21 protein-coding genes are annotated in these 17,092 nt (G+C 28.3%); 10 read left to right on the plus strand and 11 right to left on the minus strand.

What is annotated here, in order from left to right:
* Positions 1-23 precede the first annotated feature (23 nt).
* Positions 24-824: an ABC transporter permease gene (locus tag AEBR_RS09730; RefSeq protein WP_129086435.1), complete on the minus strand. Its 801-nt coding sequence runs from the start codon at positions 822-824 to the stop codon at positions 24-26.
* Between the two features lie 6 nt (positions 825-830).
* Positions 831-1,421 (minus strand): 16S rRNA (guanine(966)-N(2))-methyltransferase RsmD, encoded by a 591-nt coding sequence (rsmD, locus tag AEBR_RS09735; RefSeq protein ID WP_129086434.1) that lies wholly within the window; start codon positions 1,419-1,421, stop codon positions 831-833.
* A gap of 154 nt (positions 1,422-1,575) precedes the next feature.
* Here rsmD and AEBR_RS09740 point away from each other — a divergent pair, with 154 nt between their 5' ends.
* Both AEBR_RS09740 and AEBR_RS09745 read left to right on the plus strand, forming a co-directional pair.
* The gene (locus AEBR_RS09740; RefSeq protein ID WP_129086433.1) at positions 1,576-2,064 is read left to right on the plus strand and encodes a DUF4405 domain-containing protein; all 489 of its coding nucleotides are present in this window, start codon (positions 1,576-1,578) and stop codon (positions 2,062-2,064) included.
* 64 nt (positions 2,065-2,128) lie between these two features.
* Positions 2,129-2,644 (plus strand): DUF2062 domain-containing protein, encoded by a 516-nt coding sequence (locus tag AEBR_RS09745; RefSeq protein WP_164969444.1) that lies wholly within the window; start codon positions 2,129-2,131, stop codon positions 2,642-2,644.
* A 12-nt stretch (positions 2,645-2,656) separates the two neighbouring features.
* Here AEBR_RS09745 and AEBR_RS09750 read toward each other — a convergent pair whose 3' ends face one another.
* The 3 genes from AEBR_RS09750 to AEBR_RS09760 form a co-directional block, all read right to left on the minus strand.
* Positions 2,657-3,073, minus strand: coding sequence for a TOBE domain-containing protein (locus tag AEBR_RS09750; protein ID WP_129086431.1), 417 nt, complete (start codon positions 3,071-3,073; stop codon positions 2,657-2,659).
* 194 nt (positions 3,074-3,267) lie between these two features.
* Positions 3,268-4,812: a ribonuclease Y gene (gene rny / locus AEBR_RS09755; RefSeq protein ID WP_129086611.1), complete on the minus strand. Its 1,545-nt coding sequence runs from the start codon at positions 4,810-4,812 to the stop codon at positions 3,268-3,270.
* 22 nt (positions 4,813-4,834) lie between these two features.
* Entirely contained in the window at positions 4,835-5,371 is a 537-nt protein-coding gene (locus AEBR_RS09760; protein WP_129086430.1) for a 5-formyltetrahydrofolate cyclo-ligase, read from the minus strand.
* A gap of 60 nt (positions 5,372-5,431) precedes the next feature.
* On the opposite strand from AEBR_RS09760, the gene AEBR_RS09765 reads away from it, so the two are divergent.
* From AEBR_RS09765 to AEBR_RS09800, 8 genes are all read left to right on the plus strand, one after another.
* A complete protein-coding gene (locus AEBR_RS09765; RefSeq protein ID WP_129086429.1) occupies positions 5,432-5,974 on the plus strand; it encodes a TlpA family protein disulfide reductase in 543 nt (180 codons plus the stop codon).
* Between the two features lies 1 nt (position 5,975).
* On the plus strand, positions 5,976-6,920 hold the full coding sequence (gene ftsY / locus AEBR_RS09770) for a signal recognition particle-docking protein FtsY (protein ID WP_129086428.1): 945 nt from the start codon (positions 5,976-5,978) through the stop codon (positions 6,918-6,920).
* 76 nt (positions 6,921-6,996) lie between these two features.
* Positions 6,997-7,881, plus strand: coding sequence for a cache domain-containing protein (locus AEBR_RS09775; RefSeq protein WP_129086427.1), 885 nt, complete (start codon positions 6,997-6,999; stop codon positions 7,879-7,881).
* A complete protein-coding gene (locus AEBR_RS09780; protein WP_129086426.1) occupies positions 7,878-8,543 on the plus strand; it encodes a response regulator transcription factor in 666 nt (221 codons plus the stop codon). Before AEBR_RS09775 ends, AEBR_RS09780 begins: the two co-directional genes overlap by 4 nt.
* Complete coding sequence (locus AEBR_RS09785) at positions 8,527-9,657, plus strand: sensor histidine kinase (RefSeq protein WP_129086425.1); 1,131 nt, start codon at positions 8,527-8,529, stop codon at positions 9,655-9,657. The genes AEBR_RS09780 and AEBR_RS09785 overlap by 17 nt, the downstream gene beginning before the upstream one ends.
* An 82-nt stretch (positions 9,658-9,739) precedes the next feature.
* Complete coding sequence (locus AEBR_RS15565) at positions 9,740-10,672, plus strand: c-type cytochrome (RefSeq protein WP_129086424.1); 933 nt, start codon at positions 9,740-9,742, stop codon at positions 10,670-10,672.
* 120 nt (positions 10,673-10,792) lie between these two features.
* Positions 10,793-11,767: a helix-turn-helix domain-containing protein gene (locus tag AEBR_RS09795; protein ID WP_129086423.1), complete on the plus strand. Its 975-nt coding sequence runs from the start codon at positions 10,793-10,795 to the stop codon at positions 11,765-11,767.
* A 100-nt stretch (positions 11,768-11,867) separates the two neighbouring features.
* A complete protein-coding gene (locus AEBR_RS09800) occupies positions 11,868-13,952 on the plus strand; it encodes a TonB-dependent siderophore receptor (RefSeq protein WP_129086422.1) in 2,085 nt (694 codons plus the stop codon).
* 2 nt (positions 13,953-13,954) lie between these two features.
* Here the strand turns inward: AEBR_RS09800 and AEBR_RS15460 are convergent, their stop codons facing one another.
* From AEBR_RS15460 to AEBR_RS09825, 6 genes are all read right to left on the minus strand, one after another.
* Positions 13,955-14,296 carry an alanyl-tRNA editing protein gene (locus AEBR_RS15460; RefSeq protein ID WP_206732658.1) on the minus strand — a complete coding sequence of 114 codons (342 nt, stop codon included), beginning with the start codon at positions 14,294-14,296 and terminating at the stop codon, positions 13,955-13,957.
* Positions 14,262-14,621 carry an alanine--tRNA ligase-related protein gene (locus AEBR_RS15465; protein WP_206732657.1) on the minus strand — a complete coding sequence of 120 codons (360 nt, stop codon included), beginning with the start codon at positions 14,619-14,621 and terminating at the stop codon, positions 14,262-14,264. The genes AEBR_RS15460 and AEBR_RS15465 overlap by 35 nt, the downstream gene beginning before the upstream one ends.
* Positions 14,622-14,647: 26 nt before the next feature.
* Positions 14,648-15,202, minus strand: coding sequence for a YqiA/YcfP family alpha/beta fold hydrolase (locus tag AEBR_RS09810; RefSeq protein ID WP_129086421.1), 555 nt, complete (start codon positions 15,200-15,202; stop codon positions 14,648-14,650).
* Complete coding sequence (locus AEBR_RS09815; protein ID WP_129086420.1) at positions 15,199-15,675, minus strand: ribonuclease HI; 477 nt, start codon at positions 15,673-15,675, stop codon at positions 15,199-15,201. Before AEBR_RS09815 ends, AEBR_RS09810 begins: the two co-directional genes overlap by 4 nt.
* Positions 15,676-16,311: a LysE family translocator gene (locus AEBR_RS09820; RefSeq protein WP_129086419.1), complete on the minus strand. Its 636-nt coding sequence runs from the start codon at positions 16,309-16,311 to the stop codon at positions 15,676-15,678.
* A 70-nt stretch (positions 16,312-16,381) separates the two neighbouring features.
* Positions 16,382-17,014: a tRNA-uridine aminocarboxypropyltransferase gene (locus AEBR_RS09825; RefSeq protein WP_228712144.1), complete on the minus strand. Its 633-nt coding sequence runs from the start codon at positions 17,012-17,014 to the stop codon at positions 16,382-16,384.
* Positions 17,015-17,092: the final 78 nt, after the last annotated feature.

Below are 17,092 nucleotides of genomic sequence, written 5' to 3' on the forward strand. Positions count from 1 at the left end.
TAATCTTATAAAAGTTTCATAACTTAGGTTTGTTGAATCTCTTTTGAGTTTGCTTTTGCTTGTAAAAAATCTGATATTTGTATCAGACAAAAAGTTACAATAAAAATCATAAGACCAGGGAAGAAGCTAACCCACCATGCAATATCTATGACAGCTTTCCCATCACTAAGAAGAGTTCCCCAAGACATATTAGGAGGATTTACTCCTAAACCTAAGAATGAGAGTCCAGATTCTGCCAATATTGCTCCACTTACTCCAAAAGTAAAAGAGATAAGAAAAATAGGAGCAAAAAGTGGTGCAAAATATTTAAAGATAATTTTCATTTTAGATACATTTGCAAGTTTTAAAATCTTTATAAAAGGTCTATTTCCTATTGCAAAACTCTCACTTCTAATAAGCCTTGCCATTCCCATCCATCCTGTAATAGAGATAACAATTACTAAAATTAAAGAGGAAGCTTGAATATATGAAACAAGAGCTAAAAGTAAAAAGAAAGTAGGAAAAGTTAGAAACAGGTCAATTATAATTGTAATAGATTTATCAATATTACCTTTAAAGAATCCTGCATTTATACCAATAAAAAGTCCAATGATTGAAGCAATTGCTGCACTTAAAAAACCAACAATCAAAGAGGTTTGACCTCCATTTAAAACCCTTGCTAAAATGTCTCTTCCTAATCTATCTGTACCAAATAGATGTTGTAAAGAGGGAGCTTGTAATATTTTAGTAGGATCTAGTATATATGGTGAAGTAGTATAAAAAAATGGAAGAAGAAATACCAATAAAATAAGTGTTACTAAAATATATGAAGCTACTTTTACCATAAATATTTACTTGTACGTGTAATATGAAAGAGAACTCTTTCCAAATTTCTTTGTTTTATTTAAAACAAATTTTCCTAAGACTTCTGGCATATCAAGGGTTGAAACATGTTCAACAATAACAATAAAAATATTTTCATTTTCAATATTTTCAATCATCTGAAAACTTTTATTATATATCTCTTCCATCCCTTCCCTATAATCAAAAGGGGGATCAATATATATAATTAACTCATCATTAGAGTTCTTTAGACTACTAATAGTTGCTGGCGTTTGAACAAAAGTATCACCCATCATAGTTTGGCAACTATCAGGTTCAATGGTTTTGCAATTTTTTGTCAAAATTTTATATGAGTTTCTATCCAACTCTACAAAATATGCCCTTTTTGCACCTCTACTGATTGCTTCAAGACCAATACTTCCACTTCCCGCAAAAGCTTCAATAAAAATCTTATCAATAATATCAAATTGTAATACATTAAAAAGTGACTCTTTTAGCCTAGCCTTTGAACTTCTTGTTACATCTAAAGATGGAAGTTCTAAAACTTTCCCTTTATATTTTCCTGCAATAATTTTTGTTGTTGGTTTACTGTTTTTCATATCTTTTTTCAATAATAAATTTTAATGTATTATAATCTAAAATTGTTAAGGATTTAATTTGAAATAAGTTTATTAATATTTGGTTAATATAAGATTCAATTTTAGTAATTTTATCATGTTATAATTTTGCTATTAGATTTAGAAGGACGAAGTTATGAATAGATTTAAATTTAAAGATTTGGCAACATCTCTTACAACTCTTATATTTTTAGTTGTTGGAATTAGTGGAGTAATGTTGTATTTTAAAATTTTTAATGGTCAAGTAAAAGAGTTACATGAAATTTTAGGCTTACTTTTTGTTGCTGCTGTGGTGTTGCATCTTGTTGCAAATTGGAAACCTATGAAAAGCTACTTTAAAAAGAAAATTTTTATTAGAGTATCACTAATTGTTGTAGTAATAAGTGCCATTTTCATTTTTCAAAGTGCAAATATAGGCAATGACCCAAAAGGTTTAGTATTAAAAAGTGTTGTTGATGCACCAATTAAAAGCTCTTTAGAGGTTTTAGGAGTTGATTATGAAAGTGCTAAATTAAAATTGACAAAAGAGAATATTCAAAATGTTGATGCAAACTCAATTGGAGACATAGCAAAAGCAAATAGTGCAAGTCCCTTTAAAATTATTGCAATAATTACAGCTAAATAAATTTTGTAATTAAAAAAATACTCTTTATAAGATAGAATTCAAAAATTTAACAAAAAGGGTATTTTTGCCAAAGAAAAAACTTAAAAAATTTTTACCTACCCATGAAAAAATCAAAGAACAAAAACTATTAAAAATATTTGGAAATTTTTTACATAAAAGAGAGATTTGGAGTCTAAGTAGAAAAAAAGTATTAGGCGGAGTCTTTATTGGAATATTTGTAGCTTGTCTTCCAATGCCACTTCAAATGGTTTTAGCTTCACTTTTGGCAATAATTTTTAATGTCAATCTTCCAATAAGTTTTGCTTTGATATTTATAACTAACCCTCTTACAATGCCCCCACTATTTTTCTTTGAGTATCAAATAGGGAAATGGATACTTCAACCTGAAAATCCAGTTGAGTTTAATTTTGATTCAATGTATGATAACTTTGATGAAATTGCACTTTGTTTATATTTAGGCTCAATTATTTTAGGTTTGATTTTAGCATTTGTTTCAAGATTTATTGTAAACTTTGTATGGATTAGAACAGTAAGAAAAGATAGAAAAACTTCACAAAATAGATATATAAGTGAGGAATAACCTCACTTAACTTTATGCAACTAAAATTACATTAGAAGCTTTAATTATCGCATATGCAGTTTCACCTACACTAAATCCTAAATCTTCTACAGCATCATTTGTAACAATAGCATAAATAGTTCCATTGTCTCCAATTGATAGTTTAACTTCAGAGTTTACAGCACCTTTAATAAGCTCTTTAATAGTACCTTTTATTGTATTTCTAGCTGAAACTTTTAGTGGTTCTTTTGAAAGAATTACAGATGAAGATTTAATTAAAGCAGTAACTTCCATACCTTTTGTTAATCCTAAAGAATCAACTGACTCTTTTGTTATTGTTGCTGAGATATGAATTCCAGAGTTAACATCAAGTTTAACCTCCGACATAACAACACCAACTTGAATATCTGAAATTTTTCCTGTTAATTCATTTCTTGCACTTGTTTTCATTTTACGTCCCTTTAAATTATTTTAAACATTATATTCCCTGAAAACTTAAGAATAACTTCATACGTTATATATTTTTTTCTATATAGAAATACCTATATAACGATGTTTTAAACATTTTTTTATGTTTTATAGTTAAAAGAAAGAATGATTAATAATTAAAAAATGAGTGGGAAAAAGATAAGGTAAAAAATACCTTATCTTGCATAAGAAGAAGCTCTAAGTTCTCTAATTACATTTACTTTTATTTCCCCAGGATATTGAACTTTCTCTTCAATCTCTTGAGCAATTTCAGTTGCTAGTAATACTGCTTCATCATCATTTACAAGTTCTGCTTTTACAATTACTCTTACTTCTCTTCCAGCATTAATTGCAAATGCATTGATTACTCCTGTTTTACTTGTAGAGATATTTTCAACCTCTTCAACTCTTTTTAGGAAACTCTCTAACACTTCTCTTCTAGCACCTGGTCTAGCTGCACTTAGGGCATCTGCTGCACATACAGCGGCACTCTCAACATTTATTGGTTCTTCATGACCATGGTGAGCGTAAATACCATTTATAACAGTATCTGGTTCATCATATCTTTTACAGATTTCTGCACCTAAATCCACATGGCTTCCTGGCATTTCATGTGTTAATGCCTTTCCTATATCATGCAGAAGTCCAGCACGTCTTGCTAAAATAGGATCTCCTCCCATTTGTGCTGCAAGCAGTCCTGCTAAGTGAGCTACTTCTAAGGTATGAGCTAAAGCATTTTGACCATAAGAAGCTCTATATCTTAATCTTCCAACAAGTTTGATAAGCTCTGGATGCATAGACTTAATTCCTAGCTCCATAATCACATCTTCACCCTCTTTTTGGATGTTTTTATCAAATTCATGTTTAACTTTACTATAAATCTCTTCAATTCTAGCAGGTTGAATTCTTCCATCCTCAAGAAGTTCTTGAATAGTTTTTGTTGCAACAGCTCTTCTATAAAGATTAAAAGAAGAGATAGTAATTGTATTTGGCGTATCATCAATAATAATATCAACCCCAAGTAACATTTCAAGAGCTTTAATATTTCTTCCCTCTTTACCAATAATTTTCCCTTTTGTCTCTTCATCACTAAGTGGAATATTATTAATAAGTCTCTCCGCTGCAAACTCTCCTGCATATCTTGTAACCGCATGAGATAACATATTGTTAATCTCTTCTTTGCATTTTAACTCTGCAAGTTTATATCTTTTTCTAAAAATAGAGGCAATTTTTGCTCTACTATCCTCTTTTACTTGCTCAATCATAAGCTCTTTTGCTTCATCTTCTGTTAGCCCTGAAGCATTTTCTAAAACTTTTATTGCTTTTGAAATTTTCTCTTCATAAGTTTTTTGTTGTCTTTTTAAACCCTCTTTAATAGTTGTGATTTTTTCATTATTCGCAACTATTTGAGCTTTTTCCTCTTTGATTGCTCTAAGTTCTGATTCAAGATGATGATTTAACTCTTTCTCTTTTCTTTCGATTTGAGAAAGCATATCATCATACTCTCTTTTTGCAGACTTAAACTCCCTATCATAATCCCTTTTTGCCCTAATTTGTGCATCTTTTAAAAGGACTTCAGCCTCATGTTCTATAACCTTTGCCTTTGCTTTTGCTTGTTCAATATAGATATCAAATTTTGCTTTATTGATTTTTTTAAGAACAAAGACAGTAATTGCAACACTTATTATTGCTACGACTATTCCTACTATTATATCACTTATAATAAATTCCATATTCAAAACCTTAATCTGTAATAATATAATCGGCTTGAATATCGTACTTATCAGTTAGAGTCTTTTCTGTTTTACATAAAGTTAGCTGAGTAAAAACTATTATTGGTCTGTACTTTAATCTATCAAAAAACCTATCGTACATCCCTTTGCCAAAACCAACTCTTTTGCACTCTTTATCAACCCCTACAACAGGAACTATTGCAAGGTCTATTCTATTATCTATACAAAATGAATTTGCGGGTTCTTTTATCTTGAACTTTTTAGTCTCAAGTGGCAACCTATATCTTACTAATTTAAAACTGTCCTCAACCATAAAAGGGACAAATACCTTTTTTTGTCTCTTTCTTAAATAATTTATCAATGGAAAAACATTAACTTCCATACCCACTGGAATATATAACAAAATACTATTTGCTTTATATTTTTCTATAATGTTTTTTAATTTTTCTACTGTTTTTTTCTCTTTGCTAAACTTTAAAAACTGGCTTGTAAACTCTAATCTTTTAATACACGATTTCCTAAAATCACTCTTGTGATCTCTTTCCATATTTAAGCCTTACTTAGGTAAAATTCTTACCTTAAATTATTTTACCCACAAGGAATTAAAATGCAGTTTAAAAAATTGACATTTTTGTTAATTTTAATAATTTTAGTGGTTACTGGATGTGACTCTAAAAAAGAGACAGTAGTAAAAGAGCAAACAAAGTTTCAAATAAGCTCACAACTTGCTCCACAATTAACTTTAGAAAAAAATGATATAGGTATTGATTTTAAAGAGTTAAAAGGTAAAGTTATTTTACTTAATTTTTTTGCAACTTGGTGCCCACCTTGTAAAGCAGAGATTCCCCATTTAATAAGACTAAAAGATAAATATAAAGATAATTTTGAGATTGTTGCACTTAATATGGGTGAAGAGAATGGGACACTTTCTCCCCAAGAAAAGGTTAATGCTTTTATAAATGATTATATGATTAATTATCATGTTTCAAATAGTAAAGAGAACTTCAAAATTTCTGATATTATGGGGAATGTAAGAGTTATCCCTACCATGTTTCTTTTTGATACAACAGGAAAAATTGTTCAAAAGTATGTGGGAATTGTTCCAGAAGAGATGATGGAAACAGACATAAAAAAAGCATTAGGAATATAAAATGTTTGGCTTTTTGAAAAAAGGAAATGAAAAGCAAAAGAGCGAAGATATTATAAAAGAAGAGGATAATAGTGGTTTTTTTTCAAAAGCCTTATCAAAAACCTTTGAAAATATAAAAGCTGTAGTTCCACAAAAAAAAGAGAAAATATCTTTTGATGAGATTGAAGAGCTGTTAATTGAAGCAGATATGGAATACGAAATAATAGAAAAAGCTATGGATGGACTTCCTGAGTATATTACAAGAAAACAGTTAAGACACAGACTTGTAATGCTTTTTGAACATGCTCCAGATGTTGATTTGTCAAATCTTCCAAAACCCTTTGTAAGACTTATTATTGGAGTTAATGGGGCAGGAAAAACAACAACAATAGCAAAACTTGCAAACAAAAGCAAAAAAGAGGGAAAATCTGTTATTCTTGGAGCTGGAGACACTTTTAGAGCAGCAGCAATTGAACAACTATCAACTTGGGCAAATAAACTAAATGTTCCTATTATAAAGACTCAACAAGGACATGATGCAAGTGCAGTTGCATATGATACTATCTCTTCTGCTATTGCAAAAAATATTGATAATGTAATAATAGATACAGCAGGACGACTTCAAACGCAAACAAACCTAAGTAATGAACTTAAAAAGATTGTAAAAGTATGTAGTAAAGCAATGAGTGATGCACCTCATCAAAAATTAATGATTTTAGATGGAACACAAGGGAACTCAGCAATAGCACAAGCTCGTGCTTTTAATGAAATGGTTGGAATTGATGGAATAATAGTTACTAAACTTGATGGAACTGCAAAAGGTGGTGCTCTATTTTCTATTTCAAACCAACTTGAAGTTCCAATTTTTTATATTGGTATTGGAGAGAGTGCGGAAGATTTGATTGAATTTAGCCCAGATGAGTTTGTAGATAGCTTGCTTAATGAAATCTATACAGAAGAGAAATAACAAAATATTACTAATGTAAAAATTGATATAAGTTAAGCTATACTAAATAGAAATTTAAAACTATTGGAATAGCCCTTTGAAGATTATAAATCGTTGGATATTTATTATATTAATTTTTACTGCTCTTCTTTTATCTTTTATCTTTTATCAATTAACTTTAGTTAATAAAACTCACAATTTAATAAACAGACTTGAAAATGCTCTAACAACAACTAGGTATCTCTTTGAAGAGCAAAAAAGATATGCCCTATCTTTATCTATTTTGTTATCTGAAGACAAAGAGATTTTGGATAGTTTTGTTAAACATAATAGAGCAGAGAGCTTTGATATTGTAAATAGAAAAATTGTTCTTTTAAAAAAACTTCAAAATAGCCAAATAGATGTACAAATGCACAATAGTGATCTTACTACATATATTAGAAGTTGGAACTTCTCTATAAAAGATGTTCCTTTAGAGAGTTTTAGATATGGGATTGTAAAAGTTCACAAAGATAAAAAACCTAGTGTCTCTATAGAGCTTGGGAAAAGATTAAATATAAAAGCTATCTCTCCTTTGATTAAAGATGACAAAATGATTGGTTCATTGGAGGTTATTATTGGTTTTGACTATTTGGAAAATGAGCTTAAACAAAGAGGTTTAGATACTTTTATTCTGCTTCAAAACAGATATCTAAATATTGCAGATACTTTAACAAATAATATAAAAATAGGTAATTTTACTTTAGTTAATGACAAAAACAAAGAGATTGCAGCTTTAAGTAAAATCGATATTTCAAAACTAAAAGATTATGGTTATTTTACAAGCGATGACAAAGCCTTTAGCTATTTTTCCATCTACTCTTTCAACCGAGAAAAGCTTGCATATATTATTGTCTCTTTATCAAATAAAGATAATATATCAATATATAACTCCTATGAAAAAGATAGAACAATACGTGATAAAGGGGTGATAATAGAATGAATATACTTCTACTTGAAGATGATTTTGACTATAAAAATAGTATAAAAGAGTACTTGCAAACTTTAGGATATGCTATTGATGATTTTGAAAATGGCAATGATGCTTATGACGCAATTTATGAAAAAAACTACCATCTTCTTATTTTGGATATTAGAGTTCCTGGATTAAGTGGTTATGAAATAGTAAAAAATCTAAGAGCAGAAAACAACAATATTCCTGTTATCTTTATTACTTCTCTTACAGATATAAATAACCTTAGTATGGGATATGAACTAGGATGTAATGATTATATAAAAAAGCCTTTTTCTCCCAAAGAACTAAAGTATAGAATTGAACAAGTTATAAAATCTTTCTATTTCACTTTAAGTGAAAATAGGATTAAACTAAATGATGATTTTTTCTATGATACCTCTTCTAGACAACTATATAAAAATGAAGAGATTATGAACCTTACTAAAAAAGAGCAAGAGATTATATTTTTACTAATTAGCAATAAAAACTGCTTTGTAAGTATTGAGCAACTAAGATGTGATATCTGGAACGAAAAGTATATGAATGAAGCCGATATTAGAGTCTTTATAAAAAATATAAGAGATAAAACCTCAAAAGAACTTATAGAAACAAAACGTGGATTAGGTTATAAAATTGCAAGAACTAATTAATAAAAACCATCTAATCAAAATATCTGTATGGTATTCACTTTTTATAATAATACTTATTTTTGTACCTTCATACTTCTATACAAAAAGCGAAATTCAAAACTATAAAATAAATCAAACAAATTTAGTTGAACAGTATGCTTTAAATATACAAAGGGCAATTTATGATTTTAATCGTTCTAAAAATGATATTTTTTTCTTTCCAAAATCATTTAATATAAACGCTTATATATATGACTCTAAAGAGGAGTTAATCTATTCAACATCAAATATAAAATTAGAAAATAGAAATATAATCAGCAAAAAGTATCTGCTTAATGAAAATAGACTTGATGCAAAAAAACTTATAGTGGAGAAGAGTTTCAATTTGAATGAAGTTTATCTTAAAATCTCAATACTAATAATAAGTGTTGGTCTTTTTATCTTTATTAGTGCCTATTTAATACTTAAACAAACCATTACTCCATATAAAAAAGCAAATAACTATTTGGATAGATTTTTTAATGATGCAATGCATGAACTAAAAACACCTTTGGGGATTCTACAACTAAATCTTGAACTACTTGAAGAGAAAAACAGTGACTTAATTGAAGTAAAAAGATCTTTAAATGCTGTAAAAAATCTGCAACTAACCTATGAAGATATTGAATATTTGATGAAACAAAAAAGAGTCTCTTATACAAAAGAAAATATTGATTTCACCCTATTTTTAAGACATAGGGTTGAGATATTTAAAAGTCTTGCCCAAGCAAAAAGTATAAAACTAAATGAAAACATAAAAGAGAATATAAAAATATCAATAAATAGAATTGAGCTTCAAAGGGTAATTGATAATACAATATCAAATGCAATCAAATACTCAAATGAGTCTTCTAAAATCAATATTACTCTTAAAAAAGACAGTGATTATAAAGCTGTTTTATCAATTGAAGATTTTGGAAAAGGGATAAAAGACAAAAATAAAATCTTTGAAAGATATCATAGGGAAGAGGAGATAAAAGGTGGTTTTGGAATTGGGCTTAATATAGTTAAACATATTTGTAAAAAAAACAGTATCAAAATTGAAGTAATTTCACAACTAGATGTCGGATCAACCTTCACTTATTATTTTTCTTAATTTAATCTTAAAAACCATATCTAAAAACCAACTTTTAATTTATATTTAATTGTTACAATATAAAAAATTAAAAGGAGAAGATATGAAAGCTTTAATTTCGATGCTAATTTTAGCTTCTTTTGCCTGTATGTTACAAGCAAATCAAGCACCAAAAGAGTATCCAACTGGTGAAGTGGGAAGACTTGTTAAACTAGGTGAAGATATAGTTGCTAATACTGACACACATCCATTAACAAAAGATTTTGTAGGTAACAAACTTCAATGTAAAAGCTGTCACTTAAAAGGTGCAGATGGAAAAGTTGGAACAGGAGAAGGTGTTTCTAGTTGGGTAGGAACTGCTGCAACATTTCCAGCATGGTCAAAAAGAGAAAAAACTGTTCAAACACTGCAAGATAGATCAAATAACTGTTTCATGAGAAGTATGAATGGTAAAAGACTTATTATTGATAGTGAAGCAAGTATAGCTATAGCTGCGTATATTACTTGGTTATCTGAAGGTACTACAATAAAAATGAATGAGAAAGGACCTTGGAGTGAACACAATACTAAACTCTATCCAAAAAATGTAAAAAAATTTAATGCTATTCAGAAAAAAGCAACACACCAAAATTATCTTGCTGGTCAAGAAATTTATGCACAAAAATGTGCTACTTGTCATGGTACAACTGGTGCAGGTATTCCTGGAGCATTCCCTCCTCTATGGGGTAAAGACGCAAATGGAAAATGGCTAAGTTATAATACTGGAGCAGGAATGAGCAAACTTGACAAGGCTGCTGCTTGGGTACAATCAAATATGCCTTTAGGTCAAGGTAATAGCTTAACTGATCAAGAGACTGCTGATGTTGTTTTATATATGAATGCACAAGAGAGAGCTCCTTTTGATTTAAAAGAGCACTTACTTCCAAAAGAAGAAGCTGGAGTATATAACTCAAAAGTATTTGAAGAGAAACATACAGTTGAAAGTAATTTCAAAATCCTAGGACTTGATTTAAAACAAATTAAAAATGGTAAATAGTAAGCTTAGGCTTACTATTTTATTTCAAAAGTACTACAACAAAATCAAATTAAGCACTATTTTATAAATTGTCATTATAATTTTTTGAAAATTAATCTTATTTTGAAGAATACTAAACTTATGAAAAAAATCAGCTATGATGAATTAATAGAAATCAAAAATGAAATTGCTCATCCTTTTTCAAGAAAAATATCTATTGCTAATGTAAAAAAACAATTTGGCAAAGGAACACTGGTAAAATATGACTTTGGAAATGGTCTTGCTATATATGTTCGGCAATTTGTATTAAACCAAGACATAATTCTAAGTGAAGAGAGCTTTATTCCAGGAGCTTGCTTTATTTTTAACTTAGGGGAAGAACTTGAATTTTCATACAAAGATAAAAAAAAACACCTTTTAAATAAAAACCATTTTTTCATTGAATTAGCATCTAATGAATTTTATTGTGAAACTCCACTAAAAATGGGAAAGCAATATATAAGTTACTTCATAGGAATAAAAAATGATTTATTCTTAAAACTTAGTAATTCTATTTCAGACATAGAAATACACATGAAAAAAGCATTTGACAATAGTTATTACATCTTAAAAGAGTTAAAAAATGATACTGTTCAAATTGAACTACTAGAAAATTATAAAAATAAAAACCATTTTGAAGATACTTTAAAAAGTATTTACCTTGAATCAAAAACTATGGATTTACTTCATTATTCAATCCAAAAAACTGCAAAAATATTAAATAATTCCAATAAAGTTAATTATGATGAAAACAGAATAAGCTCTCTTGAAAGAGCAAAAGAGATTATTTTTAATGAATACAATAAAAACTTATCAATAAAAGAGATTTCATACCGATCTGCAATAAATCAATGTTATTTGAAAAAAGATTTTAAAGAGTACTTTGGGCTCACTGTTTATGCAATGATTCAAAAAAGAAGACTTGAAGTATCAAAACAGCTATTACAAAATGATTTAGAAGTTAAAGAAGTAGCTCTAAAAGTTGGATATAAACACTCAGGAAATTTCATTAAAATATTTCAAAAACACTTTGGAATTTCCCCAAGTAAATATAAAAAAACGACATTCGTTAAATAAATTTCTTATTGAATATATTTAATTTCTTATTGTGATATTTTATTATTGATAATCACTATTATAATTGATACCATTCTAGACTTTATAAAAAAGGGTATGAATGAGAAACAAATCATTACAAAAAACTATTTCATTTGCTGTTTCATCGCTACTAATTACAAGCTTAAATTTATTTGCAAATGAAAAAGAAAATAAATCTAAAAAAATCGATTCTGTGACAATTATTGCTAAAGAATCATCAAACTATCTTAATAAAGATAAAACATCAATCAATAGATCAAATATTGAGTTGGAAGATATGTCAAAATCTATTCAATTATTTAATCAAGAATATATTGAAGATGCACAATCACAAAATATTGAAGATATTATAAAAATGTCTTCAAATACTGTTTATACAGGTGATACAGATGGTAAATCAACAAATATTTCAATGAGAGGATTCTCAGGAGTTCCAATATTAATTGATGGTTTAAAAATAACAAATAAAACTGCACACCCAGAAGTTTTCAATTTTGAAACAGTTGAGATACAAAAAGGACCAGACTCTCTTCAATATGGAACATCAAGTCCAGGTGGAATTGTAAACCTTGTAACAAAAAAACCAATTAAAGATTTTGCAGGAAAAATTGAACTAGAAGTATCAGATAATCCATCTATTACTCCTAAACTAGATGTGGGAGGAAGTTTAAATGAAGATAAATCACTATATTTTAGATTACTTTCAACTTTAGAACATAATGAAGGTTGGACAAATAGCAATACAGATACAAATAAAGCATTTATTGCTCCAAGCTTATCTTATGATATAAATGATAACAATACCATAACTTTTGTTAGTGAATATTCAAATGAAAAAGGGCCGACTACCTTTGGTACAAATGTGAACAGTAAAGGTGACCTTGTAGCTCCAATTGAAAACTTGGCATCCCATCCAGATGAAGAGTTTGAAAAAACTCAAAAAATGATTGGCTTTGATGTGGATAGTATCTATTCATCTTGGAACTCAAATTTTAAATATAGATATATTAAGCATATAAGAGATTATGGAAATGTTTATTTACCTCTATTATACAATGAATCTACAAATAGTGTGACAAGATTCCCAGCCCAACAAAGACAAGAATTTTCTGAAAATCTATTGCAATACACTCTAAACAAAGAGTTCTCTTTATTTAAATTTAAAAACAATTTAAGTGTAGGAACAGATTACAATAAGGCATATTCTCAAACAACCTCAAGAGTTGTAATGGATCCATTTGTAATAGATTTAGCAAACCCAGATTATGAAGATAGAATAGTAAGTGTAGATGAATACAGTACAATCAGAGATATGTCTGGGGATAAAACTTATGTAGAAACTTGGGGCTCTTTTATTCAAGATAATATTAATATATCTGAAAATTTAATAATGAATGTAGGATTAAGATATAGCGAATCAAAACCTCAGGATGGATTAAAAAGTAATGCATTAACTCCTTCATTTGGTTTGGTTTACAAAATAAACCCAACAACATCGATTTATGCAAGCTATTCCGAATCATTCTCACCAAATAGTGTGACGGATAAAGATGGAAAAATCCTTGATCCAGAAGAGGGAATTGGTTATGAAATGGGAATAAAAAAGAAGCTATATAACGACAATATGTTATTAACCGCTGCAATTTTTAAAATTGAAAAAGAGAATATTGCTTTATCAGATGATACTACAATAAATACAACTGACTATGTGGCTAGCGGAGAGCAATCAAGTAGAGGCATAGAGTTAGACTTAACAGGAAATATTACAGATAACTTATCAATTGTAGCTTCATATGGATATACAAGTACAGAGAATAAACAAGAAAACAATCTTCAATTAAGGAATATTCCTAAACATACAGCTAATATATTTACAACATATAACCTTAGCTCATTTAATTTACCAAACTATTACATTGGTGGAGGAGCAAGATATATTGGAACGAGATACGGAGATGATGCAAATACAATAAAATTTGATTCTGAAATTATTTATAATGCTACAATTGGATATAAAAAAGGAAATTGGCAAGCTTCTTTAAGTATTCAAAATTTAACAGATGAAGAATATGTAGATGGTTCAGCTTCAGGTACTACAAGTGATACAAGAGTTTATGTAGGAACACCAAGAACTATTTTGGCAAAAGTTAGTTACCGATTTTAATACTATCTCAAAGAAATTTCTTTGAGATACTTATTATTGACAAAAATTTCAACTCTCTCTTTACCTTTTCCAATATTTTTACGTTTTAAACTTATTTTTCCTATTTCAGAAGTTCTTTTTAAATGTGTACCTCCACAAGGTACTTCCGCAAAGCCATCTATTTTCCAAAATCTTTTTCCTTTACTTTTATCTGAAAAATCACTTTGTATTGGTAAATCTTTATCTATTAACTCTTGTGCCCTATTTTGAATATTTACTAATAACGATGAAATATTTTCTTCCCATTCAAAATCAATACGGCTTTTATCTTCAGAGATGTGCTCCAATTTTCTGAATGTTTTCATACTCTTTATAAAACAGTTCTAAAACCAGTTCTGCCGCAAAATGCAACTTCATAAGTTGATATCTTCGTTTCCAATCTATACTTGTATGAACCTTATCCCCTACTTTAAAATTTGGTTTACAAGCAAGGGTATAAATTATAGTATCATCCTTTTTTTCAGCTTTAATAACAGGTATATTGTTTATAGTTCCAGCATCACTCTCTTGACCACCTGATTGTGCATAAAAAATTGTTTGTGCCAATTCTACTTTATCATCTTGTATAGTCAATACTATAGAATCCAATTCTGTTTTATAAGGCTCTATCCAAAATATCTTTTCACTCATTATCTTCCCTATTAAATATTTTTTGTTTATAAGTCCAGGAATTTACCTATCTTTCTAAAATAACTCTCAATATTTTCAAAAGAGTGATTACCACCCTCTTCTATTATTAATCCACTTTGACTCAATTTTTTAGCTGCTTCACTGTAATCTAAAACTTCATCATCAGTTTGTAAAAGAGTCATAAAGTTTTCTTGATTTTTTATCTCTTTTACTTCAAAAGATTTTAGACTCTTTAGATGTTCTTGTGTTATTTCAAAAGTTGTTCCATCATAATAGTTTATTGCCATACCCACTTTGTCTAATGTTTTATAAGCATAAACAGCTGGGTTAATTAATACAGCTTTCAAATCATATTTATTTGCTAAATAGATTGAATAGTATCCACCTAATGAAGAACCAACAAGTCCAACGCTCTCCCCTTTTGATAGTAAAAGTTCTATTATCTGCTCTAAAGTATCAATAGCAAGAACAGGTACATAAGATAGTGATGGAGTAATTACTTCATCCTCAAAATAGTCTCTAAAAAGAGTAGCTTTACCACCAAAACCACTACTTCCAAATCCATGAATATATAAAATCATTTTTCCTCTTTTTCATTAAATTCTCTTAAGGCTTGTCTTGAAGCCTTATCTACTAAATTAAACAAGTTATCAATACTATCTTTTAAACTACTTTTTTTGTGTCCCTTTATTTTAATAAATGAGAGTTCTAATCTATCATTTTGTCTATAAAAATCTTTATAAAGTTCACTATTCTTTAACTCTTTTTTACTACTTGTTAAAAAACTATTTTTTTCTAACTTTTCTCTTCTATCCAAAAGAGTTAGAATATTTTGGCAATCTGTATAGACTTTAACACATTGTCCATCTTCTTGCTCTTTTAAAGCCCAAAGAAGAACTTCTAATTCTAACTTTGTAGAAGAGGTTTCTTTAAACATTTTTATATTTATATTTTGATTTTGTGTATCTTTGTTATAAATAAAAAAGGCTCCAAACCCTATATTTGTTTTAGGATCAACACTTCCATCACAAAAAAGTTCTATATTTTTATTCAACTATTTCTCTTCAAATATTAATTTTAGTCCTACAACAGAAAATGTAGTTCCAACAATACTATCAATATATCTTTTAAAACTAAAATATCTATTTACAACTTTTTCATTTGAAAACATAAAAGAGTATCCAATAAAAACAAATATTCCAATTGGCAAACAAGCTATAACAGGAACATATAATGAACCTGTATTTAAACTCTCATTTGGCAGGGCAACAGCTATTATTGCAATCCATACTGCAATTGCTTTTGGATTTAATAGATGCATTACAACACCAAATAAAAAATATTTTGGATATGAAACTCTTTTTTTAGAGATATCTACACTTTTTCTTTTTTGTTTATTAAATGCCATTTTAAAAGAGTTAAAAGCTAAATAGAGAAAATACAAACCTCCTAAAAGCTTTAAAATATACAAAAGGTCTGAATATTTATTTAATAGTGGTTGCAGTCCTGAAGCAGCTAAAATTCCCCAAAAAAACGACCCACAAGTAATTCCTAAAGCAAAAACAATACCAGCTTTTCTTCCTGCATATATTGAAGTGTGTGCAATTGCCAAATTACTTGGTCCTGGACTAGCAACTCCTAAAAGATATATTAATAAAGCTATAAAAAAGTTTAATGTAAATATCTCCATTTAAAATCTCCAATGTTTTTTATATTATACTAAAGTATTAAACAAAGTAAAAATAGGTTTTGTATAAATGCTATCTTATTTTGTATCTTATGCTCTCTTGTTTTTGACACTTTAATTGATATGAGACCATCATTTCAAATGGGCTTAAAAAATTATTGAGTTCAGACTCTTTTATATCTTCAAGATTTTGTTCACATAAAAGTTTTAATACACAATATACTGACTCAATAGTTGATAGGCTATACTCATTTGGTTGTGTTTTTATTTTAAAATTAGAGCTATTGGTATATTTAAAACTAACTTTTGGAAGTCTATTTAGATTTTCACTTAATCTGATAATTTTTTTAGAGCAAGGCCAAGTTGAATCAATTATAAAAATAACACTTTTTTTATCTTTTGTTTCCAATTTTTCACTATTTAGTTCAATACTATTTGTTGATGGATAGAGCAAATATGAATTTATATCAGGATTATTAATTATCTCATTTACTCTTTTATTGTTAGAAAAATCAATACCAACAATTAGCTCGGAGTTTTTCAAAGAGAGATTAGTAAAATGTCCTGTACCATTTTTAGTTTTTCTATACTCTTTAGGATGCATTAAAATAACAAACCTAGTATTTGTATCTATACTTTTAATAAATTTACACATACAACTACTTTTAGGTCTATAACATCTAAAACAAATTTCCCTTGAAATCAAAACAATCCTTATTTTTAAAGATAGTATTTTAGTCCTTTATCTCTTAAAAAGCTCATATTGCAAATTGTCATATTTTTT

The organism is Halarcobacter ebronensis, assembly GCF_013201825.1.
Lineage (GTDB): Bacteria > Campylobacterota > Campylobacteria > Campylobacterales > Arcobacteraceae > Halarcobacter > Halarcobacter ebronensis.

What these genes read in the sequence shown, in the direction of transcription:
- AEBR_RS09795 (WP_129086423.1), top strand. Translation starts at nt 10,793, where the DNA reads ATGAAAAAAATCAGCTATGATGAATTAATAGAAATCAAAAATGAAATT.
- AEBR_RS09750 (WP_129086431.1), bottom strand. Translation starts at nt 3,073, where the DNA reads ATGAAAACAAGTGCAAGAAATGAATTAACAGGAAAAATTTCAGATATT.
- AEBR_RS15460 (WP_206732658.1), bottom strand. Translation starts at nt 14,296, where the DNA reads ATGAAAACATTCAGAAAATTGGAGCACATCTCTGAAGATAAAAGCCGT.
- AEBR_RS15465 (WP_206732657.1), bottom strand. Translation starts at nt 14,621, where the DNA reads ATGAGTGAAAAGATATTTTGGATAGAGCCTTATAAAACAGAATTGGAT.
- AEBR_RS09760 (WP_129086430.1), bottom strand. Translation starts at nt 5,371, where the DNA reads ATGGAAAGAGATCACAAGAGTGATTTTAGGAAATCGTGTATTAAAAGA.
- AEBR_RS09780 (WP_129086426.1), top strand. Translation starts at nt 7,878, where the DNA reads ATGAATATACTTCTACTTGAAGATGATTTTGACTATAAAAATAGTATA.
- AEBR_RS09820 (WP_129086419.1), bottom strand. Translation starts at nt 16,311, where the DNA reads ATGGAGATATTTACATTAAACTTTTTTATAGCTTTATTAATATATCTT.
- ftsY (WP_129086428.1), top strand. Translation starts at nt 5,976, where the DNA reads ATGTTTGGCTTTTTGAAAAAAGGAAATGAAAAGCAAAAGAGCGAAGAT.
- AEBR_RS15565 (WP_129086424.1), top strand. Translation starts at nt 9,740, where the DNA reads ATGAAAGCTTTAATTTCGATGCTAATTTTAGCTTCTTTTGCCTGTATG.
- AEBR_RS09740 (WP_129086433.1), top strand. Translation starts at nt 1,576, where the DNA reads ATGAATAGATTTAAATTTAAAGATTTGGCAACATCTCTTACAACTCTT.
- rsmD (WP_129086434.1), bottom strand. Translation starts at nt 1,421, where the DNA reads ATGAAAAACAGTAAACCAACAACAAAAATTATTGCAGGAAAATATAAA.
- AEBR_RS09765 (WP_129086429.1), top strand. Translation starts at nt 5,432, where the DNA reads ATGCAGTTTAAAAAATTGACATTTTTGTTAATTTTAATAATTTTAGTG.
- AEBR_RS09810 (WP_129086421.1), bottom strand. Translation starts at nt 15,202, where the DNA reads ATGATTTTATATATTCATGGATTTGGAAGTAGTGGTTTTGGTGGTAAA.
- AEBR_RS09800 (WP_129086422.1), top strand. Translation starts at nt 11,868, where the DNA reads ATGAGAAACAAATCATTACAAAAAACTATTTCATTTGCTGTTTCATCG.
- AEBR_RS09730 (WP_129086435.1), bottom strand. Translation starts at nt 824, where the DNA reads ATGGTAAAAGTAGCTTCATATATTTTAGTAACACTTATTTTATTGGTA.